The following is a 24,486-nucleotide window of genomic DNA, read 5'->3' on the forward strand; positions in this document are numbered from 1 at the left end:
GGCGGCTATCGGTTATGGAATGGCGTCTGAATCGCCATGGGCGGCCCGCACAGCGCGATTCTGATCATACATGGGCAACGGCGGCACGATGGCGACCGTCGCGCGTCTACGGACCTCGGCGGCGCAAGTCGCTGTTACTATGAGGCACAACGGCTTGGAATGGGTTGCTCAGCAGGTGATACTGTGTCCGGCCACGCTTCGTTGGCCTCGAATCAACGTCACAGGTTGCTATGAGCGGTAAGCAAAAAATTGGATTGATAGCGATCGGCGTGGCGATCGCCGCCATCTGTTCATACGTCATCATGAGTGGCGCGCTGTCGGATTCGGCATATTATCAGCAACAAGCTCACAGTAATGCCTTACGATATAAGGCATACGCCGAGCAGCAGATCCGTGCGGAATGTAACTCAGAAACGGGGTTCAAACGGATAAAGTGTGTTGAAGAAATTCGACACCAGCAGCGTGCATATTATCGTGACGAATACGACCTTGCATCCCAGCGTCAGGCAGCACTTTGGGGATATACTACAGCTGCCACCGCTGTAATTGGCTTATTTCTAAGCATTCTCGGTGTCGTTTTGGTATGGATTACATTCCGGGCAACCAAGGAGGCGAATGATATAACCCGACAGTCTATTCGCCCTTGGATAGATATTTCCGTCAGATTAACGCCACTATGGGTCGAAGGAACTGATCTGCTTGGATCGTTTGAAATCGTTCTCAAGAATTATGGCCAAACGCTAGCAGAAAACGTCATGGTACTTGAGGATTGCAAACATTACCGGAAGGACATTCCGCAGCCATTTGACATTGAAAAATTTAATTGGGAATGGCCAATACCAATGGATTTTGGGTCAATCCCTCTTGGACGAGAGATATATACCGAAGGTGGCTTTCAAATATCTACCGATACTGAAGATAGTATCTATTTGGTCATAGTGGTGAAAGTAACATACGATATCGGCGATTGCAAAACCGGCGAAATAATCCGAGCGTTTAACGTCAGGCCAACAGCTAAAGAGGTCGCAGGCTACGAATATTTAAACGCTTCTACTGCGGATGGAACGCAACTAACCGCCTACGAGATATATTCTGTGATAAGATAACCGCAGCGAATTCACGTTATGCGTGCCAACGCTGTGCAGCCCCGGTGCGAAGCTGGTAATCCGACAGGTCAACGCCGTTCACCCGCACCCTAGCCAGCGTTCGCCCGTACCGATCGCGCGCCACGCGGGCGATTTCCGCCCGACCGGAAAGCATCTCGGCGAGTGAACGGGTCGAGGCGTAGGGATCGCCGGGAACGCAGCGCCGGCCGCGTCGGCAATGCCCCGGCAGTTCGGGCGCATCGATCGCCAGCAACCGGATGCGCTCTCGATCGCATCGAAGGGTATCGCCATCGATCGCGACCAGCTGACAGGCAAGCGCTACCCAAATCATCGCGACCTCTCCAGCAGCCCCTCGATGTAGCCATTGGTCAAAGGCGTATCGGTCCCGCCATCACTGGCGGTTTCCGTACCCCGCCACCAGCGCGCGATTGACCAAGGCGCGGTCGTCGCGCACGCAACCCCCCATGTCCTGTCGAATACGCGACGGCCTTCGGCGAGGATCTGCTCACCGCGCCGGTCGCCCGCCACGACCATTTCGTGTAGCTCGATCGCGCCGTCCGGCTTCGGGGTATTGAGGAAGAACATGTAGCGCAGGCGTTCGCGTTCCTGCCGCAGCCGCCCCGGCGCTTCGATCTCGCCGCATATCATCATCGGCGGTTCGCCATTCGAATACCACATCGCTTCGAATCGGACCGGCAACGGCTCCTGCTGCTTTCTGACGAACCGTTCGACGCGGTCCCGATCGGTGCCGGTGACCGGTACCGGACTCGAACAGCCGGCCAGCGCCAAAACGGATACGATCAGCAATTGAGAACAAATGCGGAACATACTATTCTGGCCTTCAGTCAGTGAACGGAGGTTGCGATCATGGAAACGACGGAAACGGTACGACCGGCTTTTGGCGGATGGCTGACGAGCCGATCGCCGCAGGGGGACTGGATCGATGACCTCGTCGCCGTTGCGGCCAATGATCGCAGCTTTCCCCGGCGCGGCGACCCTGAAACGGTGCGCCACTATCTGGGCGGACGTGGAGCAACCGGCGACATGTTCGAACGGCTGGACGACGCTGAGCTGGAATGGCTCGGCTATTAACCGGACGTTGCGCCACCGCCCGTACCAGGCGGGCGGTGGTAGAAAAGTCATTGTTTGGCTTTATCCCGGTTAGCAATTCCCGCTAGTTTCGAAGGCGGCAGACCGGCAAAGATCGCGGCCACTTCTTTAGGCTCGGTGATAGCCTTTTCGACAATAAAGTTTACTAGTTTGAATAGGGATACGGCAGTGTTCTGATCGTCCTTCAAGTCCATTACCCCCGGATGAACCGCTTCATTGCCGATGACCCGAACGCTATCCAGCGCCTGTTGAATTGCGCTGCTGATTGTTCCCTTCCGAACAAGTTCGCCAATCATTTTATTGATATCATCCTCTTGTGCCCCAATAAGAGGCAATAGCTTTTGAACGATCAACCGTAACAGAGCGGCAGCACCGCGTGGCGATAGAGGAAGTATCGAGCGGGCTTCCTCAAAATCTTCCGCCAATTCAGATGGTAGATCAGGAGACGGGGCAGGCGCTTGACTTACCGCCGGTAAAATCATTTTCCCATTATGGAAAACAGCTTCGCGTTTACATACGGTACAGCTTGCGCAAACCAACTTTGTATCGCTTGCGATCTCTCGGTTTCGCATACCGCCGCCTGATGGATAAACAAGCAGCGTAGACACTATACCCCAGAAATGTTGAGCGTAGGCAGCGCACTCGGGATAGGGACATACAAACGGAGACGTTGCCGACCTTGGATCTCCGTCCAAGTCGGCAACCAACGCCAAACCTTCCATTGCCGTTTTCAGTTGAATGGTCGACATCTGTTGCCCTTTTACGGTCGGTATCTCGAAGGTTTTATAGGGACTTGCCCGCCCAGACTGCCCTGCCAACAACGGCGAACGTATCTGCTGCCGTGGGGAGATCGACGATAATATCGTCGTAGCGATCGTTCGCAGATTTCAGCCGGACCCGCGCCCCTTCAAGCTGGACGCGCTTAATCATCAGCACGTCATCGAGGCGGACGATGTGCATCCCTTCCGCGAGTTGGTTGCGCGACAGGTCGACCAACACCGAATCGCCATCGCGCAGTTCGGGCTCCTGACTGTCGCCCGACACTTTGACCAGGCGCAGTTTCGCCGGGTAGCGGAACTCCTGTTCGATCCAGTCGCGCGGGAACGGCCACGCGCCAAGCCGCCGCTCGTGATCGGCGGCAAGTGCGCCCGGCCCGGCGCTGACACGGATATCGGCGACGGGAACATGGAACACGCCCGCCTCGCCCGATGATCCGCCGGTCAGCGCATCGACCGGCACATCAAGCACATCGCAAATCTTCTGCAACCGCTCCGGCGTCGGGTCGGCCTTGCCGGCAAGAATGCGTTGCAACGTCGCAATCGGAATGTCGGTCGCCGTGGCGAACGCCGCCTGCGTTCCCCATTCGCGCGATCGGATGCGGAGCCGGGCGGCGGCGGCCGGCGACCAATCAGTCATGATGTAAAAACATCATTCTGGGGGTTGCGTTGTTGGATTTGCCCCGCCATGATGTTTTTACATCATGTAATGAGGCTAAAACATCAGCCATGGCTACCGACTGGCATCCCGAGGACATCAAAGCAGCCGTGCGAAAGTCGGGCACCAGCCTTGCCGCGCTGGCGCGGGACGCTGGCATGTCTCCGAACGCCTTCACCCATGTGCTTCGCTTCCCCCGCGCGACGGCGGAGCGCGTCATCGCGCACGCGCTAGGCGTACATCCCAAGGTCATATGGCCCTCACGCTATTTTCGGGATGGCAATCGGAAGAATCCCCAACCGGTAGTTAACTACCAGTTCGCCTCACCACAACGCAACAGTTTGATGTCTTTGCATCATACTGGGGCATCGCAGTGATGCTTCTGCATCGCACCCACCTTAGCGCGCAGGAGATCGCCAGCCTCGAACTGGACGGTCTGCCCGCAACCCGTGACGGCGTCCGTCAGCGCGCCGATCGCGAAGGCTGGACGTTCGTCGCCCGGTCGGGGCGTGGTGGCGGTCGGGTCTATGCCGTCGCCGATCTGCCGGCCGTTGCCCGGCGCGATCTGGACGACCGCATCGCCTTGCTGCCCGCGCCGATCCGCCCGGTCGGTCGACCGAAGGGCGCGACGTGGTTCGCCGCGCATCCCGACGTCGCCGATGCGATCGAATCCTACATCGCCAGCCGGCAACTGTCGGCAACCGCGATCCACGGTCTGCTCGCGCCACGCTTCACCGACCTGCCCAGCGTCCGCACCATCAAGCGATTCATCAACGCACTGGAGGCAAGCAAGCCGGCCGTGCTGGCGTCGATGCGCGACCCGGACGCCTACAAGTCCCGTTATCGTTTGGCGATCGGCCGGGCGGACGCCGCGCTGACCCATGCCCATCAGCTGTGGGAAATCGACACGACGCAGGCCGACGTGATGTGCGTCGAGGGGCGGCGCTCGATCCTTGGCATCATCGACGTGTGGTCGCGCCGCGCCTTCTACTTGGTCGTCCCCAGCGAGAGCGCGCAATCGGTCCGCCGGACCTTGGTCGCCTGCATGACCGCGTGGGGCGTGAAGCCCGAACGCATCAAGACCGACCAAGGGTCGGGCTACATCAACGCGACGATCCGCACCGCCTTGCCATTGGCCGGGATCGACCTCGACCCGTGCCCGCCGGGGTCGCCCGAACGCAAGCCGCACGTCGAACGGCTGTTCGGCACCTTCACCCGCGAACGCGCCGAATTGCTGGCCGGCTATGTCGGGCACAACGTCGCCGAGGCAACCAAGCTGCGCGCCGTCGCCCGCAAGCAGACCGGCCGCGCCGTCATCGTGCCCGAACTGACCGAAGTCGAATTGCAGTCCGTGATCGATGGCTGGCTCGACGGCGTCTATCACCAGCGCCGCCATTCGACGACCGGCGCTACCCCCTTTGCCCGGTGGACCAATTCGCCGGTGCCGCCCCGCGCCGCGCCAAGCGCCGACGTCCTGAAACTCGTACTGTCGGCTTCGGTCGGGTCGGCGGTCGTCGGCAAGCAGGGCATCCGGTGGAAGCACGGCCGCTATTGGTCGCCCGCCTTGGTGCCGTTCATCGGCCGCGCGGTGCAGCTGCGCCGCGACGAGGACGATCTGGGCGCGCTGTTCGTGTTCGACGATCAGGACCGGTACATCGACACCGCCGTCAACGCCGAGCGCGCCGGCCTGTCCGATCAGGATTTCGCCCGGCAGGCACGCCGCCAGCAGGCGGAACTGGAAAAGGTCTCGCGCGCCGAAATCCGCGCCAAACAAGCGAAATACCGGATCGAGGATGCGGTGCGCGACCGCCTGATCGCCGACGCGCAGGAAGCCGGGAAGCTGGTATCGCTGCCGGTTCGCACCGAAGCGCACAGCACCCCGACCATCGACAGCATCACCGCGCGACCCGCGCCGGTGCAGCCGGAACCCGTCGTCGCGGCCATTGCCGACACGCTGCTGGCCCGGCCGCGCGGTCCCGCACAGACCTTCGAACAGCGCCGCGACCATACCGATCGCGTGCTGGCGGATCACGCCGCCGGCCGTCCGGTCGACCCCGATCTGCTGCGCGCCGCGCGGCTGTTCGCCCGGTCGCCGGAATACGAGGCGGACAAAATCCTGACCGGCAATTTCGCGCGCGCCGCCGCGACCGCCGCCCACACCCCCAAGGAGCAACGTGCATGACCGACCACGCATTCCCGTCAACCCAGCCGGCGTCGTCGCCCGCGCAGCTAACGAACATGCGTCTCGCCATGACGACGCTGTTGTCGTGCGAACGCGCGGCCGAGGGTTTGCCGCGCATGGCGCTGTTCTACGGCCCCAGCGGCTACGGCAAGTCCGTCGCCGCCGCCTATGTCGCCGCGCATTTCGACGCGGCCTATGTCGAGGCGACGCCGATCTCGACGGTCCGGTCGCTGCTCGAATCCTTCGCGATCGAACTGGGCATCTCCAAACGCGAACGCACCGCGCCCCGGCTGCTGACGCAGGTGATCGACCATCTGGTCTATCAGCCGACGCCGCTGGTGATCGACGAAATGGATCACCTTGTCCGGGGCAATCTGGTCGAGGTGATCCGCACCCTGCACGACAAGGCGCGGGTGCCGATCATGATGGTCGGAGAAGAAGCGCTGCCCGCCAAGTTGAAGGCGTGGGAGCGGTTCGATAACCGCCTGCTGGTATCCACCCCGGCGCAACCGTCGAACCTGCAGGACGCGTTGTTGCTGCGGGATCGCTACTGCACGCAAATCCGCGTCGCCGACGATCTGGTCGCGGCGATCCTGCAAGCGGCCAAGGGCGTCACCCGCCGCATCGTCATCAATCTGGAAAACGCGCAGACCGCCGCGCTGGACGAAGGCGTCGACACGATCGACTGCCGCATCTGGGGAAAGCGCAGGTTTTCGACCGATGCCCTGCCGACCCGTCGGCGGGCCGCGTGATGGCCGCCCGCCGCAAACGTCGCGCCGGCCGCGCCACACCGCGATCGGTGGCGCGGCCGGTCTGGGCCGCGCTGATCCGCGCCGCCGTACCGCTGTCCGCCCCCGACCTCCAACGCTGCACCGGCCTTGCGCTTTGCGCGATCCACAAGCGGCTCGCCGCGTGGCGCGATGCCGGACTGCTGACCGAAACCCCGGAAAGGCCCCACCGCTACGCCATGACCGACCTCGCCATTGACGCGCCCTGCGCGCCGATCACGACCAACGACAACCGCGTCCTGTTTCGACCGCGCACCACGCGCGACCGCATCTGGGCGGCGATGCGGGTTCTCAAGACCTTCGACATGCCGACGTTGCTGATCGTCGCCGAAGTCGAACAGACGTATTTGCGCAGCTACTTCAATGCGCTGCTGCGTGCCGGCTACGTCGAGACCGTCCCGTCGGCCGCGACCCAGCGCTACCGCCTGCTGCTGAACACCGGACCCAAGGCACCGTCGTTGGTCAACCAGCGCGGCGGCGGGCGGATCGTCCGTGACCGCAACACCGGTCGCACTACGCCCGCGCCCCCCGCGCGCACCTACCGGAGAAGCAGCACCGCGCCCCTCGCGGACGGGGGGGTAAGTTAACCATGTCTGTTAAGATTTCGACCAATCTGGAGAAGGCGTCCGGGGCGTGGGGAAGCGACCTGCCCGAATGGGTGTCGCTGCTCGCCAACGCCTGCGACCGGACCAGCCAGCGCGCCGTCGCCGAGCAGCTGGGCAAATCCGGCGGCTATGTCAGCCGCCTCATCAACCGCGCCTATGCCGGCAGCTATCCCGAGGCCGAACAACAGGTGCGCGCGCGCTTCGGTTCGGACCGGGTCGCCTGCCCGCTGTGGGGGGAAATCCCCCTTTCAAGCTGCATTCGCCAGCGCCGCCGCACCGACCCCCCGAACAATCACATGCGCCATGCCGCCGCGCGCACGTGCCCGACCTGCCCGAACAACACCGACCAGAAGGATATCTGACATGACCGTTGCAACCGACCTGCAAAACGTTCTGGCGGACCTGTCCGTCGCCATTGCCGAGAACCGCACGCTGGGCCGCGTGGATCTCGAAAGGATGCGCCGCAGCGTATCGGCCATCGCCAACGACGCACGCGCCGACCAGCGCCGCCTGGCCGAGGGCCGGCGTTCGGTCCTGAACCTGGTCGACGCGATCGACGCGTCGATCGTCGACCTGCCCGGTCTGTCGCGCCGGACGCGCGAACGCCTCGACGCCCTGCGGGTGGAGGCCAACTGATGCCGTACATCGCCGAGGACGTGGATATCCTGATCCCGCTGATCCAGTCGTCGACCGCCGCCATCGACCGCCACGCGGCCGACGCGGGCGATCTGGGCATCGCCGTGCTGGTCCACGACGTGCCGGGTCACGGCCCGCACATCATGGTCATGATCGCGGCCACCCACGCGACGAATGCCGCCGTCCTGACCGAAGAACAGGCCGAGCAATTCGCACTGCAACTGGCTTCGGCACGCGTCCAGCTTGCCGACGGCGTCACCGCGAGGCCGAACTGATGGGCAACCCGATCCATGGCGGCCCGCGTCGCCTGTCCGACGACGCCTACGGCCTGCTGCCGCAGGAAGCCGCAATCCTCGAACAGACCGATGCCGGCGTCGAACCCGGCGCGGTCGCCCGCGCCCTTGGGGTGTCGCTCGCCACGGTGATGAAGATCGCCGAACGCTACAGCTTCGGCCTCAAGGCGCAGGAACAGCGCGAACGCCTGATCCGGGCCGGCTCGCGCCGCCTCGTCGCCGCCATCCGCGCAACCGGAGGGAAGTTCGCATGAGCGATTACTGGATGATCTCGGGCGAGAGAACAGGATCGCGCGTCAAAAGCTACAGTACCAGCGGCAGAGCCGGGAAGACGACCATCCGCGTCGAGATCGAAGTTTCCGACGCGTGGTCGCTCCATGACGTGTTGCGCCACCTGCATGACGCGCAGTCGTCACCCGCCACTCCCAATTCGAAGGATTGATCCATGGTTGAACGCATCCCGACCATGCGCGGGTTCTCGGCGGCCGTCGGCATGTCCGTCGGCGATCTGCCCGGCCTGCCGGCCGGCGGCATCGCCGTGGGTATGACCGGCGACGGCACCGAACGCATTCTGGCGCTGGCCCTGCGTCACCGCGACGGCACGGTGTTGACCACCTATCTGCCCGACGCGATGCTCGGCCGGCTTGGCGAATTGATCGACCGGCTGAACGAGGAAGCTGGCCCTTACATCACGGTGGCGGGATGAGCGCGGCGCTCGAACGGCGCGTCGCCCGGATCGAAGCCGCCCTCGGCCTCGATCCGGCGGCGACCGACGCCCCGCCCTTGATCGCGACGATCGTCGCGACCACCGCCGCCACATTCGATGTCTCGGCCGATCGCATCCGGGGGGTCGCGCGGGATCGCGATACGGTCCGGGCGCGGTTCGCCGCGATCTGGACGATCCGTCACCTGAACCCCAACCTGTCGCTGCGACAGATCGCCGAAGCCCTCGGCCGCCGCGATCACAATTCGATCCTGCACGCCCTGGCGCGCGCGAAAGCATGGCGGCGCGACGACGCCGCGTTCCGGGTAAATCTCGACCGGGTCGCCCGGATCGCCGCCGGGAAGCTGTCGGCATCGGTCGGGGGGAGCGCGCCATGATCGTCCTGCCCGTAGCGCCGATCAAATTGTACCGGCCCGGCGATACTTGCGCTGGCTGTGGGTCAACGGCGTGGCATGTCGGCCGGCGCACCGCCCAGTGCGCCCGCTGCGCCATGGCCTATCCGATCGGACCCCGGCCGTTCGGAGGTGAACGTGGCTAAGGTCGTAGCAATTCAGCGCGCCCGCCGCGCCGGGCAGACGCACGAAAGCCGGACGCGGTTGATGCGGGCGATCCGCGCCGCGTGCCAGCGCGTCGGGCTGGACGACGATGCCCGCCGCGAGATGCAGGTCGGCCTGGTCGAACGCGGTGTCGTCCAGCACGCGTCGATGGCGACGATGTCGATCGGCGATCTGGGCAAGCTGCTCGATCACCTCAATCAGGAATGGAAGGGTCCGGCCAGCCACCGCGCGCATATCGGCAAAATCCGGGCATTGTGGTGGAGCCTCTACTGGCTGGCCGCGCTCAACGACCCGTCCGACAGGGCGATCGATACGTTCGTCCGGCGACAGACCGGCGTGTCGGCGCTTCGCTTCCTCGATCACCGCAGCGCGGCGGCGGTGATCGAAGCCCTCAAGTCCTGGGCAAAGCGCGAAGGCGTCATCTGGACGAAAAGCGCGGATGCACTGACCGATCGATTCACCGTGTATCGCGAATTGCGGTTCCGGTTGGACCGTGACCTTGGCGACGCGGCGATCTCGCCCCTGCGCCTGTCCTCGCCGGACACGGCATGGCAGACGCACGAACTGGACGCCGCGATCAAGGCGCTGGGCAAGGCATGGCGGCGCGTGTCGGGCGCGCGGGCGGCGCGCGATGCGTAAGGACCTGCCGCGCCTTCACGACCTGCCGATCCCGGCCGACGTGAAACCCGACAAGCGCTGGTCGCCGCTGATGCTGGAAATGGCGGCGCATATCGGGCCGGCGGCGACGCTGCGGTTCTGCGACGCGCTGGGCGGGCAGGAAATCCGCGTGTCGCCGTTCACCGCCCGCCGCCAGTTCGAAGGGGTGTTGAGCGACGAAGAGGCGGCGATCTTCGTCCACGCGTTCAGCCGCGAACGGCTGAACGTGCCGGTCGCGACCAACGCCCTGATCGCCGCGCGCCGCGCCGGGGTGCTGGCGGCGGTGCGTGCGAATAAATTGACGGTCGCCGAGGCCGCTGTCATCTGTCGCACGCCACGCAATTACATCACCGAATTGGTGAACCGCACCCTTGAGGGCACCGACGCCGCCCCGATCGTCGCGTTGCCATCGGTCCGCGATCCCCGGCAACTGGACCTGCTGACCCTTCTGGATGATGCGTCCCCCGCCGACTGAGGGCCGTTTTCGCGCGCGCGTGGCGCATCGCTGCCCCTCCCTTGTTCAAGGCTGGGCGCAACGCGGTGGCATTTCTCGATATTTTCAAGATCGCTTGGCCGATCGCGGTGACCCTAGTCCCGATCATCCTGACGGCAGGCATCCTGTGGCTGCGCTCGCAATTCCCGACCAAGGGCGAACTGGAGGCGGTGCGGGTCGATGTCGCGACGAAGATCGCCGGCTCGGAGCGGCGGCTGACGGACAAGCTCGAAGAACATGAGGCCCGGCTGGAAGCCGGTTCCCGGAAGATGGCCGAACTCGACAAGCGGACCGCGCTGGTCGAGGAGGAATGCAAGCAGGTCCCCAGCCGGAATACCCTGCAATCCGAATTGTCGCACCTCGCCCAGCGCATTCGCGGGGTCGAGGTGCAGGGACAGGCGGCCAACGATCAGCTATCGACCCAGAACACCTATCTCCATACGCTGATCGAGCGCGGGTTGGGGCTGCGCCTGTGATCGCGCCCGCCATCCTGCCGACGGTCCGCCGCGCCATTCTCGACCTGCTCGATGCGATCGGCGGCGAACAGTCCGACGATACCCTCGCGTTGCAGCTTCTTGAACTGGGCCACCGCGTCGCCCGGCGTGACGTGGCCGAGCAACTGACGTGGTTGGGCGAACAGGGGCTGATCGAGGCCGAAGACCTTGGCCCCTATCGCATCGGCCGGATGCTGCCCGACGGCATCGATGCGGCGGGTGGTCGGCTGACCGTGGATGGCCTTGGTCGACACAAGACCGGCCGCCGGGCCGGGACGGCGCGGTGATGGCGCGTTCCTCGATCGACGCGCTGCCCGATCCGATCCGCTTCGCGGTCGACGATGCGATCAAGAACGGTGCGACCATCGACGCGATCGTCGACACGGTTCGCACGCTGGGCGGTGACGTCTCGCGCTCGGCGGTCGGCCGCTATTCGAAGAGTTTCGCCGAAATCGCCAAGCGCCAGCGGGACATGACGTCGGTGGCGACCGCATTCGGCAGCGAATTCGGCGGGTCCGACGACATGCAGGGACGGCTGATGGTCCAGCTGCTGACCAGCGTCGTGACCCGCCAGATCATGCCGCACGCCGCCGGGGAAGCGGAGGAAGACCTCGACCTGTTGAACCTGTCGCGCCTCGCCAAGACGGTGAAGGACACGATGGGCGCGTCGAAACTGGACATCGATCGCGAAGCCAAAATCCGCGAGGAAGAGGGCAAGCGCGCCCGCGCCGCCGCCGCCGAGGCCGCCGATGCCGAGGGCCGCGCCGCCGGTGCCAGCGACGAGACGATCGAACGCATCAAACGCCGTATTCTGGGGCTCGGCGCGTGAGCCGTTCGGCCCGCATCCATGCCGGTGCCGGCGACTGTCGCGAGGCGCTGATCGCCGGCCTCGCCGTCCGCCTGCGCGATGCCGCGAAGGCGCTGGGGTTCCGCGTCTCGCACGTCCTGTGCAGCCGGTCGCCCGGATCGCCGTCGCGCTACATCAAGCTGCACGACGCCCATGGCCGGCTGTGGTTCGTCCGCGTGTCGAACCACCGCCGGCCCTGGCACAGTGCCGACCGGCAGGACCCGCATCTCGATTTCGTCAGCTTCGACGGGACCAGCGGGTTCGAACAGGCGGTCGACTGGCTGACGCGCGTCTGGACCGGCGGCGTCGACTGGTTCGATCCGCGCCGCAAGTATCCGCGTAGCCGATGACCGACACCCCGGCGATCCTGCTGACCTATCAGACGGAGGCGATCGAACTTTCGCAGGCCAATCAGCTATTCGTCTGCGAGAAGTCGCGCCGTACCGGTCTGACCTATGGCTTTGCAGCCAATGCCGTGCTGGTCGGATCGCCCCGGCTGCGGCCGCGCAACACCTATTACATCGGTTACAAGCTGGACATGGCGCGCGAATTCATCACCTATTGCGGTGATTTCGCGAAGGCGTTCGACGAAGTCGCCAGCGCGGAACAGGAATTCCTGTTCGATGACGGCAGCGACGAGGGCATCCTTGCCCTGCGCGTGAACTTCCCGTCGGGCAAATCGATCGTCGCGCTGTCGTCGACCCCCCGGTCGCTGCGCGGGATGCAGGGCGACGTCATCATCGACGAGGCCGCGTTCCACGACAATCTGATGGAGGTGCTGAAGGCGGCGCTGGCGCTGCTGATGTGGGGCGGCCGGGTCATCGTCATTTCCACGCATGACGGTGCCGACAACCCGTTCAACGAACTGATCGAGGAAATCCGTGCGGGCAAGCGCAAGGGCGTCGTCCAGCGCGTCACCCTCGAACGGGCGATGGCCGAGGGACTGTATCAACGCATCTGCCTGCGCACCGGCAAGGAATGGACGGAACAGGGCGAGGCGGAATTCGAAGCCGATCTGCGCGCGACCTATGGCGACGCCGCCGACGAGGAACTGGACGTCGTGCCCGCCAAGGGCAGCGGCGTGTACCTGCCACGCGCGACGATCGACGCCTGCGCCACACCCGACTATCCCGTCCTGCGCCTGTTCCCGCCCAAGGAATTCGAGACGGCCGGCGGCCTGATCGATCCGGCCGCCGACGACCAACGGCTGGGCCACAATATCCGCGAGGCGATCCGCGCGTGGCGGGAGAAGTGGATCGACGAATGGCTCGACACCAACGTCCGGCCGGTGCTGGCGACCTTCGACCCGCACCAGCGGTCGTTTTTCGGACAGGATTTCGCGCGCACCAACGACCTGTCGGTGATCGCCTGCGGGCAGGAGGACGCGCGGACGATCCTGCATAACCGGCTGGGGATCGAGATGCGCAACGTGCCCTTCTGGGCGCAATATCGCATCCTGCTGTACGTCTGCACCAACATGCCGAACTGGGCGTGCGGCAAGATGGACGGGCGCGGCAACGGTCAGCAGCTTGCCGAGGACATGCAGGAGAAGTTCGGCGCAAGCCGGATCGAGGCGGTCATGGCGACCGAGGCGATCTACCTTGCCCGGATGCCGCGCGTGAAAGCCCGGTTCGAGGATCGCACGATCGCCATCCCGCGCGATCAGGGCGTTACCGACGACCTGCGCATGGTCAAATTGGTGCGCGGCATCCCGAAAATCCCCGATCGCAAGGTCGACAAATCGGACGGGGCCAAGGGCCAGCGCCACGGCGACTATGCCATCGCGATCATGAACCTCGTCGGTGCGGCGGACGAGGACGTCCAGCCGATCGACGCGCACGTCCTTGCCGCCCTGCGCCATGAAATCGGCGAATTTTCGATAACCGGGACCGGCTTCGGCACGGTCCGTCGCCGCGACGATTTCGCGGCCAGCCAATGGAGCCACTGATGCCGCGTCCGAAATCATGGGGGGCGGGGTTCAACGGCGCGGGCGGTCGCGCGCCGCGCCTGCCCGCCGAACTGACCGCGCCGATCGCCACCACCGGCGACGGGCGCGACATCACCCGTGCCTATATCGGCGAACTGGAACAGCCGCGCGATCCGCGCCTGTCGCAGTCGGTCGATTGGGGCGTGTACGAACGCATCCTGATGGACGATCAGGTCAAGTCGTGCATGGAACAGCGCATCCGCGCCGTCGTGTCGCGCGACTGGTCGGTCACGCCGGGTAACGAAGACGATGCCCGGTCGGTTCACGCCGCCGAACGGATGGAGGCGCAGCTGCGCCGCATCGGTTGGGATCAGCGCACCGAACGGATGTTGTGGGCGGTATTCTACGGCTATTCGGTCGCCGAGGCGCTGTGGTCGCCGCGCCGCGACGAGGGGCGGCTCGAACAGCAATGGGATCAGCTTCGCGTGCGCCACGCCCGCCGGTTCCGCTGGGATCGCGACGGCCGGCTGCGGTTGCTGACGCGGAGCAACCTGCTGGGCGAGGTCCTGCCGGACCGCAAATTCTGGGTCGTGATGTCGGGCGGCACCAACGACGACGAACCCTATGGCCGGGGGCTGGCCGAATGGCTGTATTTCCCGACCTGGTTCAAGCGCAACGGCGTCCGCTTCTGGAATATCTTTCTCGATAAATTCAGCGTTCCGACCGCCAAGGGCACCTATCCGCGCGGCGCGACGCGGGGTGAGATCGACAAGCTGCTCGAAGCGATGATGGCCATCGCCAACGACAGCGGGTTTGCGATCCCGGAGGGGATGAACGTCGAGCTGCTGCACCTTGCCCAGTCGGGTGCCGATTTCGGCGCGGTCTGCCGCTACATGGACGGCTGTATCGCCAAGATCATCCTGTCGCAGACGATGACGACCGACAACGGATCGTCGCGGTCGCAGGGCGAGGTTCATGCCGACGTCAAACTAGAGATCATCAAGGCCGACACCGACCTGCTGACCGACAGTTTCACCACCGGCCCGGCGCGCTGGTGGACCGACCTGAATTACGGCGCGGACGTCGCCGCGCCGAACGTCTCGCGACTGGTCGAGGAAGAGGACGACCTGAAGGAGGCGGCGGATACCGACGCGGTGCTGCACGGCCTCGGCTGGCGGCGCACCGACGAGAGTATGAAGGATCGCTACGGCGACGGGTACGAGCGCATCCCCGAACCGAAGACCCCGCCCGTCGTCGAACCCGATGCCGCGCCCGGTGCGGACGCCGAGGGCGACGACGAAGCCCGGCAGCCCGACAATGTCGTTCCCCTGCGCGCACCCGCCTTTGCCGAACCGGCGCATGGCGACCGGGTCGACGAAGCGGTCGCCGCGATCATGGAGGATGAGGGCTTCGCGCTCGACATGGCGGCGATGATCGACCCGCTGCTGGACGATCTGCGCGCGGCCGACGGTCCCGATGCCGTGACCGCGATCCTCGCCCGGCAGGCCGGCTTCGACACCACCGCCTTTGCCGAACGGCTGGCCCGCGCCGGCTTTGCCCTGCGCCTCGACGCGCTGACGGGGGAAAGCGACGCATGAAACGCAATCCCGGCCACCTTCCCGACGACGCGATCGGGAAGCGGATCGACGGCAAGCTGGTCAACGGCAACCCTTTCACGAATTGGGCGGCGGACGGGCGCGGTGCCTGCTGCTGGGAACGGCGCGGCAGTGGCTTCGATATCGACCAGTACGAGGTCCGCGCCTGATGGACGACGTCGACATCGCCACCGAATGGCACGACCGCGCCCTGGCCGCATGGATCGCCGCCGCCCGCGTGCCGGTCCCGGCCGGTCAGCCCGGCCTGTGCCGCCAGTGCCACGATCATTCGCAGCGGTTGGTGTACGGTCGCTGCGCGCCGTGCCGCGACCGCCAGCGCCGGCCGAATCGGCCGTGAAGTTCTTCTGCATCGCCCTTGCATCGGTGCTGATCGCCGGCTGCACGCCGCGTGATGCGACCGACCGCGCCGTCGCCGCCTGCCAGCGCCACGCCGCCGGTCCGGTCGCGGAGGCGGAATGTCGCGTGAGGCAACGATGACCGTCCGCATCGCCAGCGTCATCAACCTGCCCGCCGACGATACCGTCCGCGCGTTCGAAGCGCGCGACGACGTGCGCGCGACGGTCCGCTGGCATGAAATGTGGCAGGAGGATCACGCCCGCGCCTTCACCGTCGCCAAGATCGCGCGGCTGGACCTGCTGAACAGCGTGCGAAAGTCGCTGGCGACGATGCTGCGCGACGGCGGCACCTTCGAACAATGGCGCGCGTCGATCGAACCCGACCTGCAAAAGGCCGGCTGGATCGGCAAGGTTTCCGACCCGGCGCTGACCGGGGCGGATCACGATATCTATGTCGGCACCCGTCGACTGCGGACGATCTACGATACCAATCTTCGGTCGTCGCGCGCGGCGGGCCGGTGGCAGCGCATTCAGGCGCTGAAGGCATCGCGCCCGTTCCTGATGTACGTCGCGATCGGCGACGGTCACACCCGGCCGCTGCATCGACGCTGGGGCGGACTCGATCCAGCCTTTCCCCGGCGGATCATCCTTCCCGTCGATCATCCGGCGTGGTCGATCTACTACCCGCCGAATGATTGGGGGTGCCGGTGTACGGTCCGCCAATTGTCGCAACGCGACCTCGACCGGCTGGGGCTGCGCGTCACCACCGACGACGAACTGCGCGCGATTGGCTGGCTGAACGCGGCCGGTGAACCCCGCGGGGGTCGGCAGATGGTCTATCGCGCCGCCGGCCGCGCCGACCCGCAAGTCGTCCCCGAGGGCATCGGCCCCGGCTGGGCCTTCAATCCGGGCCGGGCTTCGATCGCGCCGGTCGCCGACAAGCTGCGCCGGTCGCTGGAGGAAGCGGCGTTCGACGACCTGGCCGTGGCCCAGACGATCCTTGACGACATCGTCCAGTCGCCGGTCTTCCTCGATGCGCTGAACGAACCGCGCGTCGATATGCCGGTGATGGTGATCGCCCCCGATCTCAAGGCCGCGATGGGCGCGACCAATTCGGTTGTGACATTCTCGTCGGACAGCTTCCAAAAGCAGCGGGGGCAGACGGGGCGCAGTTCCGGGCACCCCGAACTGACGGTCGACGACTATCGCAACGTGCCCGCGCTTGGTTCGCCCGACCATGTCTTTGCCGATCCGAAGCCGGGCCGGTTCAACGTGTTTCGCTTCGTCGACGGGCGGTGGCGAATGGCGACGGTCAAGGTCCTGCCCGAGCGGAACGAGATGTTCCTGCTGAGTTTCCGCTACGCCCGGCCGCGCGAACTGAATTCGCGGCTGCGCAACGAAACGGATTTGCTGAATGGGTAAGCGGCGCACGGTGGGGGCTGCCGGCTCCCCACAAGCGACCCCGGTCTCGCGACCGGTCCTACGGCAGGCAGTTTCACCGTGTATCGTGCGCCACGCCCTCGAAATAGGCGGCCTGACCGCGCGGTGCAACCCATGACCCTGTCACCCCAGTTTCTCGACCAGCTACGCACCCGCACGACGCTGTCGGCGCTGATCGGCAAGACCGTGAAGCTGCAACGCGCCGGCAACGAATTTCGGGCGTGCTGTCCGTTCCACACCGAAAAGACGCCGAGCTTCTGGGTGAACGACGAAAAGGCGTTCTACCATTGCTTCGGATGCGGCGCGCACGGCGATGCGATCCGCTGGCTGACCGACAGTCAAGGTCTGCCCTTCCTCGATGCCGTCCGCGAACTGGCCGTCGCCGCCGGCATGGACATGCCGGCGCAGGACGCGTCGACCGTCCGCAATGCCGGGCGGGCGAAAGGCCTGCATGACGCCGTAGCCGACGCCCAATGCTGGTTCGCCGAGCGGCTGGCCGATGCGGGCAGCAGCGCGCGGGCGGCGCTATCGGCGCGTGGGATCACCCCCGACACCGCGCGCGACTTCGGCCTGGGGTTCGCCCCGGCTTCGCGCGGCCGGTTGCGCGCGGCGCTGGCCGGCCATGGCGACGCGATGCTGGTCGATGCGGGCCTGCTGATTTCGATCGACGGAAAGGAACCGTACGACCGGTTTCGCCGCCGGTTGATGATCCCGATCCGCGACGCGCGGGGCCGGACGATCGCGTTCGGTGGGCGGATCATCGGCGAGGGCGAGCCGAAATATCTGAATTCGCCCGAGACGCCGTTATTCGCCAAGGGGCGAACCCTGTTCAACATCGACCGCGCCCCCGCCGCCGCCCGCAAGGCCGGCCGGTTGATCGCCGTCGAAGGGTATCTGGACGTCATTTCGCTGGCACAGGCCGGCATTGCCGAGGTCGTCGCGCCGCTGGGCACCGCATTGACCGACGATCAATTCGCCCTGCTGTGGCGGATGGCCGACGTGCCGATCCTGTGTTTCGATGGCGACGCGGCCGGCATCGAGGCCGCCCGCCGTGCCGCCAAGCGGGCGTTGCCGTTGCTGCAACCGGGAAAGAGCATCGCGATCGTCCGCCTGCCGGGCGGCATGGACCCCGACGATCTGGTCCGGGCACAGGGCGTAGGCGCGTTCGAGGCCGCCCTGCACGATCGCCAGCCGCTCGCCGATTTCGTGGCCGACGCGCTCCTCGCCGATTATCCAACGACCGCCGGTCCCGACGATCGCGCCGCCGTCCGGCATCGTTGCGATGAACTGGCGGCGACGATCGTGCATCCGGGGATCGCGCGCGAATATGCCCGGACGTTGCGCGACCGGTGCTGGCGGCATTTCAGCCGTTCCGCGCCTGCCAGACCCGCGCCCCGGCCCGCCCCCGATCCGACCGCCGCGCTCCATCATGCGGTACTGGTCGGCCTGACCCGCAATCCGGGCGTGCTCAACGCCCATTGTGAAAGCGTAGCGGTACTACCCATCACCCGGCCTGATCTGATCGCGTGGCGCGACGAACTGGTCGACGCCACGATTTCCGGGGCGGCGCTGCCGCCATCGCCGGTGACGACCCCGCCGCTGGCGTTCACCTTCTGCCGAGCCGCTTCGGACGAGGCCGCCGAAGAATTGCTGCGCGCGATCGACGTCCTGCTGACCGAGGACCGCACGCGACGAGCGTTGCGCGACGCCGCCGATCGGGCCGCGCACGACGACGCGGCCCTTGCCGACGTACGCCGCCTGTCGGCCGACCGCTCGGCTATCGGTCGGCTTTATCCCGAGGACTGACCATGGACCGTTTCGCCAACGTCTCCGACACGCCCGATTCGCCGGCCAGGCGCTGGGCGGTCATCACACCGTCGAACAGCGCGGATTTGCCGGAATTGCCGAAGGCGTTGCGCTTTAACGTCGGCGGAACGGTCGTCCTGCGCGGGGAAGACGGCAAGGACGTGTCGTTCACGGTCTCGGATGGTGAAACCTTGCCCGTCCGTCCGCTGCGCATTCTCGCGACCGGCACCACCGCAACCGGTATCGTGGCGTTTTACTGATGGCGGCGTTCAGCCTTACCGCGCGGACGCCGGGCGCGATGACAGCGCCTGCGATAGCGCGGGCGTTGCTGTCGCGCGGCAAGACGGATGCGGAGGTCCGTGCAGCGATCAGCCAAGCGTCCGATCTGGTAACAGGATTGGATTCGATCCTTTCACTACCCCGGCCCGTCGTGCGAACCGCGCACATCATCCTGTCGATCGGTCAGAGCAATGGCCCCGGTCGCGAACGCTACGATCCCGCGATCGACACCGAACAGGCGAACATTATCCAGTTTTGCGACATCCGAACGCGCACGTCGACCTATCAGACGCTTCGCGCCAGTGTCTTCCCGCTATACTTCCCCGAAAACAAGATCAGTGAAGGATATGTCAGCCCGATCAATTACGCGGCCAAGGCTGTCGCAGCGACACTACCGGCCGACGATGTTGTATGTATCGTGCCGGCAAACGTCGGGGCAACCTCGCTGCTCAGCGCGTCCGCATACGGGTGGTCGGACGCACCGCACTGGAGCGTCGGCCGCGTTCTCCAGCTAAACGCGATCTCGCAGACCAAGGCGGCTATCAACGCTCTGGTCGCGGCCGGCTACCGGGTCGTCATCCATTCGATCATCGACGCCCAGGGCGAGGCCGATAACCGCGACGTCAGCGCCGCAGACTATCGTGCGGCGAAAATTGCGCAGATGTTCGACTTGCGCGGGCAAATTCCCGGAGCGGACGATGCGCGGATCGTGCTGTCCGGTTTTGTACCGGAGCGTTTGAAGACGCTCGCGACCCTTCAGGACATCGAAGATGCCCGCAAATCGGCCGTCGCGGCACTGACTAACGCCGTTTTCGTTCGAGGCCCCAGCGGCTATCTGCTGAACGACGGCATGGACGTGCATTACAATGCAGCCGGTTCGCGCGTACTTGGCCGCAATATCGGCATGGCGCTGACCGGCATTGCACTGCCGCCGATGGTTACCTTCGTTTCGGACGTGACGGTAGCAGAGGGAACCGGGGCGGCCGGCGCGACGACACTCGTGAAATTGCCGGTCTACCGGTCGGACTATGGTGACGCGGTATCTATTCCCGTCGACGTCGTGCTCGGATCGTTCACGGCGGACGATTTCTCGAACGGTGCCGTCCCCACGAACCTTGTCGCGGCATTCGCGGCCGGCAGCGACAGCACGACGGTTACCGTCCCGATCGCGGCGGACACCATCGCAGAGGGTGCAGAGTCGTTCGCCTTAGCGTTGAGGGCGGCGGCAGGGTATCTGGTCGGTGCGAAGGGTAGCGCCAACGTCATCGTCTCCAACGATGACAGCGGAGGAGCGCCGGTTTGGCTTAGCACGTCGTTCGATGTCCCGAATGGAACGGCGCTCACCGCCCACACGACGCCGAGCGGTCACGCCTTCAGCGGCGGCACGCACATCATCAACGAACGAGGCGCATATTCGACAGGTAGCAGCACGTCGCTGCCCATTTGCGACTGGATACCGCCCGGTGGTGCCTACGGCGTTCGGGTCCCCTTCAATTTCAAAACGACCCCCGGCGGTCAGTTCGTCGTTTGGCGCGTAAAGGACGCCTCGAACTACTATTTTGCGGGCAAGGAGTCCGGCGGGTCCAAATGGGGCTCGTTCAAAATGGTCAACGGATCGCCGTTCAGAATTGCAACCGACGTTCAGCCACCCGATGGGCTTGTCGCCGGCACCTTGGCGACATTGGAAGTACGGCACGCGGCGGACGGCACGTTGACCGTTACCGTCGATGGCTACTCGATCCTTCGAAAGACCGTCGACGGCCAGATCACGAACGATCCGGTCATCGACAACACTTTTACCGCAGGCGGCGTCGGCTTGCGCCAGTCCGGTGCAATGGGTGCAACCGCCGGTACGCATGTGAAGGGCATCGAGACCTTCGCGCTATGAACGGTGAATTCCCGTCGTCGCCGCTGGACCGCGCCCCGGCACGGCAGAAACCAGCGTCAGTCACGTTATCAAGAGACACGTCCGCCGGCCTCACGGCCGAGCGGGGGTGCCGTGCGTCAACACGGCAACCGGCGGGTAGTTGGAACTTCCCCGTCACTAGCGGCCGGCCAGCCGCATCGCCCCGCACCCGCGCGACGGGCGGGGCTCCTGTGAGCAATCTTGTTGATGGAGTCGAATCCTATTCCCGCCCCGACCTTCGGTGGCGGTTCGGCTGGCGAACATGCCGGCTATCTTTTCGATGCGAACCAGCCGGACCGGCCGACCATCGGTTTCGGCGACCCGGCTTTCTATGTCGCGTTACTGGATCGCCGGGAGGCGAACCGGATCATCATCGCCAACCATTACAGCCGCCGCGTCTACAACGGCACGACGCTGCACCTTGGCATCTGGATCGACGGCCGGATGCTGGGCGTCCTGCAATATGGCTACGCCATGAACCCCGCGTCGGCAGGGTCCATCGTACCGGGAACTGCCATGGACGAGTATCTCGAACTGAACCGCATGTGGCTGGACGACATCGCCCCCCGCAACAGCGAAAGCCGCGCGCTGGCGGCGTCGATCCGGTTGATCCGACGCATCCGACCAGCCGTGAAGTGGATACAGAGCTTCGCGGACGAACGCTGCGGCCTGTTCGGGACGGTCTATCAGGCCGCCGGCTTCACCTATCACGGGGAACATCGCGGCATCTTCTGGGAACTGGACGGGGACTGGTTCCACAACACGCTCATGACCGCGCGGGGTCGGCGAGCCGAAGGCCCCCGCGCGGCGCATCTGCTATCCAACCGCGACCGGGCGACAAAACACATTTTGCGCCAGTTCCGGTATCTTCGATTCCTGAAACCTCGCTTCGCACGGGGTTGCCGCTACCCGCCGCTACCGTTCCCGAAGCCGTCATACAGTCACCGCCCGGTATCACCGGGCGAGTGACGTCAGGCGTTGAAGGTTTGCCCCATCTTCGACAGGGTCTCTTCAAGCACGCGATTATACTCGGCGACGTCGCTCACTTTCAGAACGCCCTTCTCGACGAGGACGCCGATCAGAACGCCTACGGCCGTGGTCGCGTACAAGGGGTGGTCGCTCGAAAGCGGTCGTTTCGGGTTATCAGCCATTTTTCTACCTTCCGGATAACGAAATCAACGTACGCATCTGCGGCCAATTCGCTCCCCCCCGCTTGCAACGGGCACTGACGAGATTCATGAGCCGAGCGCGGCCCGTCCAGCGGACGAGCGCGGTTCCCCCGCGTGCGAGGACGGTGCGACCCCGTCGGGCCGCTCCATTTCATCTATTTTTGTCCAACGACGCGGCGTCTCGCAGTTGCCCGAGAACGTCCGACGACGATCTGCGAGATAGGGGGGACAACGAACGCGTTTCCGCCGATTCGTTCGCGGGAAACGACACCGAACTGCGAAATCGATCTGCGAAGTGGACAAAAACCCTGCCAACGCCCCTTTAACGGTGTTGAACGACGGTTTTCCGCCGGTTTCATCCCATCGAATCCCAATCGATCCCGCCCAATCCCGCCGCCCCACGACCACAACCATTAATGTCCATCCACATCAATGCCGTTGCTCCTGCGCGTCGATATAGGCCTCGATCTTGGCGAGCAGCGGCGGGCGCGGCTGCCGCCCGTTGCGCAAATCGCCCACCAGTCGCGGATCGCCCGCCGCGCGCCGGCCGAACAGCGTTTCCGGCGTGCCGGTCGCCTCCAGATGCCGGCTGATCCGCTGCAAAATCGTATGCATCCATACCTCCCGTCTGCCCCTTCGACTCAAATTACGTTCCTGATCTGTTCTTTCAAATCCAACTTGTCTAGGAAAAATCCTATGGCTATGTTTTGACGATGGAATCGAACGACATCCGGTCCGCGATCACGCGGTTGGCGGGGGGGCGGGGCGTCAGCCTGTCCGAGCTTTCGCGCGCGTTGGGCCGTAACCCTGCGTATTTACAGCAATTTATCGAACGTGGTTCGCCGCGACGGTTGGCGGAGGGGGACCGGGCAACGCTCGCCCGCTATCTCGGCGTCGCCGAATCGCTGCTCGGCGGCCCGCCCGAAAACCCGCTGATCGCGATTCCCCGCATCGATGCGGCTGCGTCGGCCGGGCCGGGGGGGCTGGTCGACGATGACCGCGGTGACGGCGCGTTGCGCATCGATGGCGCGTTGCTTCGCCAATTGCGGGTCCGCCCCGACAATGCGTCGATGATCACCGTGGCGGGCGATTCGATGCTGCCGACCCTATCGGACGGCGACGCGATCCTCGTCGATCGCGGCGACCGGCGCGGCGTGTCGGGGGCGATCCATGTCGTGCGTCACGACGGCGTCCTGCTCGTCAAACGCCTCGCCCGCACCCGCGACGGCGTCGAACTGGTCAGCGACAACCCTGCCTACCCGCCGATCGTGCTGACCGCCCCGCCCGATATCATCGGCCGGGTCGTCTGGCTGTCGCGCTCGCTGTAACATTTCCTACAGGCGCAGTATTTGCGAAGGTCGCGGCGTTCCGTGAAGTGTCCGAAATCGAAAAGGCGCCGCGTGTCACCTTATCCGCTGGCAACCCTGCCTAACCCATTGCAAACAGGCCGATCCACCCGCCACACGATCATGACGTAGTGTAACCTTCGCCAACTTTCAGACCTGTTCGCGCCGCCAGATCCACACGGCAATTCCGACCCCTAACGCCAGCCCGACCAGCAACCCGATCGTCGCCTCGCCCAACACCGCGCCGATGATGGCACCGCCCAGCGTGCCGAGCGCGATCGGCATCCCGCCCGCCTTGGGATTCTGCGAAGGTCTGTTCATCGCCGATCTCTGCCACAGTCGCGGCACCCGCGCCACCGCGTCCCGCCCGTACCGTTCCGGCACGGACGCTCGTCCTGCGCCGGGACCGGGCATGGCATGGTAACCATCGTCCCCCGCCGCCACCGCGCTCGGTACGGTTCCGGCACGAACCGTGTTACAGACGGGATCATGCTCGATTCGATCGCCTTGCCGCCCTATATTTCCGACGCATCCGATCTGGCGACGGCGCATGAACTGATCTCCGATTTCGGCACCCGCGCCGCCGACGAAGCCGTTTCGCGTGCCGCCGATGCCCGCGACAACGACAATGTGATCCAGTTCTGTCGCTGGCGACAGGTCGCGCGGCTCGTCACATTGCTCGCGCGGCCCGGCGTTTGGGGCACGATTCACTAAGCTTGGCCCTTGGCGGGGGACG

The 24,486-nt window shown here is 65.1% G+C and carries 37 protein-coding genes; 30 read left to right on the plus strand and 7 right to left on the minus strand.

The window, feature by feature from the left end; all coding sequences use genetic code 11:
• Positions 1-269 precede the first annotated feature (269 nt).
• On the plus strand, positions 270-1,106 hold the full coding sequence (locus tag ASE50_RS18440; protein ID WP_156347251.1) for a hypothetical protein: 837 nt from the start codon (positions 270-272) through the stop codon (positions 1,104-1,106).
• Positions 1,107-1,122: 16 nt separating this feature from the next.
• On the opposite strand, the gene ASE50_RS18100 is transcribed toward ASE50_RS18440, so the two are convergent.
• Complete coding sequence (locus ASE50_RS18100; RefSeq protein ID WP_082438732.1) at positions 1,123-1,437, minus strand: thermonuclease family protein; 315 nt, start codon at positions 1,435-1,437, stop codon at positions 1,123-1,125.
• Positions 1,434-1,934 (minus strand): hypothetical protein, encoded by a 501-nt coding sequence (locus tag ASE50_RS02610; RefSeq protein ID WP_162236151.1) that lies wholly within the window; start codon positions 1,932-1,934, stop codon positions 1,434-1,436. Before ASE50_RS02610 ends, ASE50_RS18100 begins: the two co-directional genes overlap by 4 nt.
• A 39-nt stretch (positions 1,935-1,973) precedes the next feature.
• Between ASE50_RS02610 and ASE50_RS02615 the strand changes: the two genes are divergently transcribed.
• Positions 1,974-2,198: a hypothetical protein gene (locus ASE50_RS02615; RefSeq protein ID WP_056395090.1), complete on the plus strand. Its 225-nt coding sequence runs from the start codon at positions 1,974-1,976 to the stop codon at positions 2,196-2,198.
• A 47-nt stretch (positions 2,199-2,245) separates the two neighbouring features.
• Here the strand turns inward: ASE50_RS02615 and ASE50_RS18105 are convergent, their stop codons facing one another.
• Positions 2,246-2,965 carry a DUF4145 domain-containing protein gene (locus ASE50_RS18105; protein WP_082438733.1) on the minus strand — a complete coding sequence of 240 codons (720 nt, stop codon included), beginning with the start codon at positions 2,963-2,965 and terminating at the stop codon, positions 2,246-2,248.
• A 34-nt stretch (positions 2,966-2,999) separates the two neighbouring features.
• Positions 3,000-3,632, minus strand: a complete 633-nt coding sequence (locus ASE50_RS02620) for an XRE family transcriptional regulator (RefSeq protein ID WP_056395094.1) — start codon at positions 3,630-3,632, stop codon at positions 3,000-3,002.
• An 89-nt stretch (positions 3,633-3,721) separates the two neighbouring features.
• Between ASE50_RS02620 and ASE50_RS18110 the strand changes: the two genes are divergently transcribed.
• The 26 genes from ASE50_RS18110 to ASE50_RS02740 all read left to right on the plus strand — a co-directional run bounded on the left by ASE50_RS18110 (position 3,722) and on the right by ASE50_RS02740 (position 22,204).
• Positions 3,722-4,027 carry a helix-turn-helix domain-containing protein gene (locus tag ASE50_RS18110; protein WP_082438734.1) on the plus strand — a complete coding sequence of 102 codons (306 nt, stop codon included), beginning with the start codon at positions 3,722-3,724 and terminating at the stop codon, positions 4,025-4,027.
• On the plus strand, positions 4,027-5,832 hold the full coding sequence (locus tag ASE50_RS02625) for a Mu transposase C-terminal domain-containing protein (protein ID WP_235512103.1): 1,806 nt from the start codon (positions 4,027-4,029) through the stop codon (positions 5,830-5,832). Before ASE50_RS18110 ends, ASE50_RS02625 begins: the two co-directional genes overlap by 1 nt.
• The gene (locus ASE50_RS02630) at positions 5,829-6,584 is read left to right on the plus strand and encodes an AAA family ATPase (protein WP_056395098.1); all 756 of its coding nucleotides are present in this window, start codon (positions 5,829-5,831) and stop codon (positions 6,582-6,584) included. The genes ASE50_RS02625 and ASE50_RS02630 overlap by 4 nt, the downstream gene beginning before the upstream one ends.
• On the plus strand, positions 6,584-7,207 hold the full coding sequence (locus ASE50_RS02635; protein ID WP_056395100.1) for a hypothetical protein: 624 nt from the start codon (positions 6,584-6,586) through the stop codon (positions 7,205-7,207). Before ASE50_RS02630 ends, ASE50_RS02635 begins: the two co-directional genes overlap by 1 nt.
• A gap of 2 nt (positions 7,208-7,209) precedes the next feature.
• Positions 7,210-7,587: a hypothetical protein gene (locus ASE50_RS02640; RefSeq protein ID WP_056395102.1), complete on the plus strand. Its 378-nt coding sequence runs from the start codon at positions 7,210-7,212 to the stop codon at positions 7,585-7,587.
• Between the two features lies 1 nt (position 7,588).
• Positions 7,589-7,861, plus strand: coding sequence for a hypothetical protein (locus ASE50_RS02645; protein WP_056395104.1), 273 nt, complete (start codon positions 7,589-7,591; stop codon positions 7,859-7,861).
• Positions 7,861-8,136 carry a hypothetical protein gene (locus ASE50_RS02650; RefSeq protein WP_056395105.1) on the plus strand — a complete coding sequence of 92 codons (276 nt, stop codon included), beginning with the start codon at positions 7,861-7,863 and terminating at the stop codon, positions 8,134-8,136. Before ASE50_RS02645 ends, ASE50_RS02650 begins: the two co-directional genes overlap by 1 nt.
• Positions 8,136-8,408 (plus strand): hypothetical protein, encoded by a 273-nt coding sequence (locus ASE50_RS02655; protein ID WP_056395108.1) that lies wholly within the window; start codon positions 8,136-8,138, stop codon positions 8,406-8,408. The genes ASE50_RS02650 and ASE50_RS02655 overlap by 1 nt, the downstream gene beginning before the upstream one ends.
• Positions 8,405-8,596 carry a hypothetical protein gene (locus ASE50_RS02660; protein WP_056395110.1) on the plus strand — a complete coding sequence of 64 codons (192 nt, stop codon included), beginning with the start codon at positions 8,405-8,407 and terminating at the stop codon, positions 8,594-8,596. The genes ASE50_RS02655 and ASE50_RS02660 overlap by 4 nt, the downstream gene beginning before the upstream one ends.
• A 3-nt stretch (positions 8,597-8,599) precedes the next feature.
• Positions 8,600-8,860, plus strand: coding sequence for a hypothetical protein (locus tag ASE50_RS02665; RefSeq protein WP_056395113.1), 261 nt, complete (start codon positions 8,600-8,602; stop codon positions 8,858-8,860).
• Complete coding sequence (locus tag ASE50_RS02670; RefSeq protein WP_056395114.1) at positions 8,857-9,255, plus strand: helix-turn-helix domain-containing protein; 399 nt, start codon at positions 8,857-8,859, stop codon at positions 9,253-9,255. Before ASE50_RS02665 ends, ASE50_RS02670 begins: the two co-directional genes overlap by 4 nt.
• Before the next feature lie 153 nt (positions 9,256-9,408).
• Positions 9,409-10,074 carry a regulatory protein GemA gene (locus ASE50_RS02675; protein WP_162236152.1) on the plus strand — a complete coding sequence of 222 codons (666 nt, stop codon included), beginning with the start codon at positions 9,409-9,411 and terminating at the stop codon, positions 10,072-10,074.
• The gene (locus tag ASE50_RS02680) at positions 10,067-10,567 is read left to right on the plus strand and encodes a hypothetical protein (RefSeq protein ID WP_056395118.1); all 501 of its coding nucleotides are present in this window, start codon (positions 10,067-10,069) and stop codon (positions 10,565-10,567) included. Before ASE50_RS02675 ends, ASE50_RS02680 begins: the two co-directional genes overlap by 8 nt.
• A 107-nt stretch (positions 10,568-10,674) precedes the next feature.
• Positions 10,675-11,061 carry a hypothetical protein gene (locus ASE50_RS02685; RefSeq protein ID WP_156347252.1) on the plus strand — a complete coding sequence of 129 codons (387 nt, stop codon included), beginning with the start codon at positions 10,675-10,677 and terminating at the stop codon, positions 11,059-11,061.
• Positions 11,058-11,366, plus strand: a complete 309-nt coding sequence (locus ASE50_RS02690; RefSeq protein WP_056395122.1) for a hypothetical protein — start codon at positions 11,058-11,060, stop codon at positions 11,364-11,366. Before ASE50_RS02685 ends, ASE50_RS02690 begins: the two co-directional genes overlap by 4 nt.
• Positions 11,366-11,908 carry a phage protein Gp27 family protein gene (locus ASE50_RS02695; protein WP_056395124.1) on the plus strand — a complete coding sequence of 181 codons (543 nt, stop codon included), beginning with the start codon at positions 11,366-11,368 and terminating at the stop codon, positions 11,906-11,908. The genes ASE50_RS02690 and ASE50_RS02695 overlap by 1 nt, the downstream gene beginning before the upstream one ends.
• Positions 11,905-12,276: a hypothetical protein gene (locus tag ASE50_RS02700; RefSeq protein WP_056395126.1), complete on the plus strand. Its 372-nt coding sequence runs from the start codon at positions 11,905-11,907 to the stop codon at positions 12,274-12,276. The genes ASE50_RS02695 and ASE50_RS02700 overlap by 4 nt, the downstream gene beginning before the upstream one ends.
• On the plus strand, positions 12,273-13,874 hold the full coding sequence (locus tag ASE50_RS02705; protein WP_056395128.1) for a hypothetical protein: 1,602 nt from the start codon (positions 12,273-12,275) through the stop codon (positions 13,872-13,874). Before ASE50_RS02700 ends, ASE50_RS02705 begins: the two co-directional genes overlap by 4 nt.
• A complete protein-coding gene (locus ASE50_RS02710) occupies positions 13,874-15,451 on the plus strand; it encodes a DUF935 domain-containing protein (protein ID WP_056395660.1) in 1,578 nt (525 codons plus the stop codon). Before ASE50_RS02705 ends, ASE50_RS02710 begins: the two co-directional genes overlap by 1 nt.
• The gene (locus ASE50_RS19090; RefSeq protein ID WP_200909445.1) at positions 15,448-15,618 is read left to right on the plus strand and encodes a hypothetical protein; all 171 of its coding nucleotides are present in this window, start codon (positions 15,448-15,450) and stop codon (positions 15,616-15,618) included. Before ASE50_RS02710 ends, ASE50_RS19090 begins: the two co-directional genes overlap by 4 nt.
• Positions 15,618-15,806, plus strand: coding sequence for a conjugal transfer protein TraR (locus tag ASE50_RS02715; protein ID WP_235512105.1), 189 nt, complete (start codon positions 15,618-15,620; stop codon positions 15,804-15,806). The genes ASE50_RS19090 and ASE50_RS02715 overlap by 1 nt, the downstream gene beginning before the upstream one ends.
• A gap of 118 nt (positions 15,807-15,924) precedes the next feature.
• Positions 15,925-17,226, plus strand: coding sequence for a phage minor head protein (locus tag ASE50_RS02720; RefSeq protein ID WP_235512107.1), 1,302 nt, complete (start codon positions 15,925-15,927; stop codon positions 17,224-17,226).
• 132 nt (positions 17,227-17,358) lie between these two features.
• The gene (gene dnaG / locus ASE50_RS02725) at positions 17,359-19,050 is read left to right on the plus strand and encodes a DNA primase (RefSeq protein ID WP_056395132.1); all 1,692 of its coding nucleotides are present in this window, start codon (positions 17,359-17,361) and stop codon (positions 19,048-19,050) included.
• Between the two features lie 2 nt (positions 19,051-19,052).
• The gene (locus ASE50_RS02730; RefSeq protein ID WP_056395134.1) at positions 19,053-19,310 is read left to right on the plus strand and encodes a spike base protein, RCAP_Rcc01079 family; all 258 of its coding nucleotides are present in this window, start codon (positions 19,053-19,055) and stop codon (positions 19,308-19,310) included.
• Positions 19,310-21,217 (plus strand): sialate O-acetylesterase, encoded by a 1,908-nt coding sequence (locus ASE50_RS02735; RefSeq protein WP_056395137.1) that lies wholly within the window; start codon positions 19,310-19,312, stop codon positions 21,215-21,217. The genes ASE50_RS02730 and ASE50_RS02735 overlap by 1 nt, the downstream gene beginning before the upstream one ends.
• Positions 21,218-21,442: 225 nt before the next feature.
• Positions 21,443-22,204, plus strand: coding sequence for a hypothetical protein (locus tag ASE50_RS02740; protein ID WP_056395139.1), 762 nt, complete (start codon positions 21,443-21,445; stop codon positions 22,202-22,204).
• Between the two features lie 2 nt (positions 22,205-22,206).
• Here ASE50_RS02740 and ASE50_RS02745 read toward each other — a convergent pair whose 3' ends face one another.
• Together ASE50_RS02745 and ASE50_RS02750 are read right to left on the minus strand one after the other, a co-directional pair.
• On the minus strand, positions 22,207-22,386 hold the full coding sequence (locus tag ASE50_RS02745) for a hypothetical protein (protein WP_056395141.1): 180 nt from the start codon (positions 22,384-22,386) through the stop codon (positions 22,207-22,209).
• A 447-nt stretch (positions 22,387-22,833) separates the two neighbouring features.
• Positions 22,834-23,019, minus strand: coding sequence for a hypothetical protein (locus ASE50_RS02750; RefSeq protein WP_056395143.1), 186 nt, complete (start codon positions 23,017-23,019; stop codon positions 22,834-22,836).
• Positions 23,020-23,117: 98 nt separating this feature from the next.
• Here ASE50_RS02750 and ASE50_RS02755 point away from each other — a divergent pair, with 98 nt between their 5' ends.
• Positions 23,118-23,732, plus strand: coding sequence for a helix-turn-helix transcriptional regulator (locus tag ASE50_RS02755; protein WP_056395146.1), 615 nt, complete (start codon positions 23,118-23,120; stop codon positions 23,730-23,732).
• 168 nt (positions 23,733-23,900) lie between these two features.
• Here the strand turns inward: ASE50_RS02755 and ASE50_RS19095 are convergent, their stop codons facing one another.
• Positions 23,901-24,071, minus strand: coding sequence for a hypothetical protein (locus tag ASE50_RS19095; RefSeq protein WP_200909446.1), 171 nt, complete (start codon positions 24,069-24,071; stop codon positions 23,901-23,903).
• Between the two features lie 168 nt (positions 24,072-24,239).
• Between ASE50_RS19095 and ASE50_RS02760 the strand changes: the two genes are divergently transcribed.
• The gene (locus tag ASE50_RS02760; protein ID WP_056395149.1) at positions 24,240-24,464 is read left to right on the plus strand and encodes a hypothetical protein; all 225 of its coding nucleotides are present in this window, start codon (positions 24,240-24,242) and stop codon (positions 24,462-24,464) included.
• Positions 24,465-24,486: the final 22 nt, after the last annotated feature.

The sequence above is a fragment of the Sphingomonas sp. Leaf5 genome (assembly GCF_001421155.1).
Taxonomy (GTDB): Bacteria; Pseudomonadota; Alphaproteobacteria; order Sphingomonadales; family Sphingomonadaceae; genus Sphingomonas.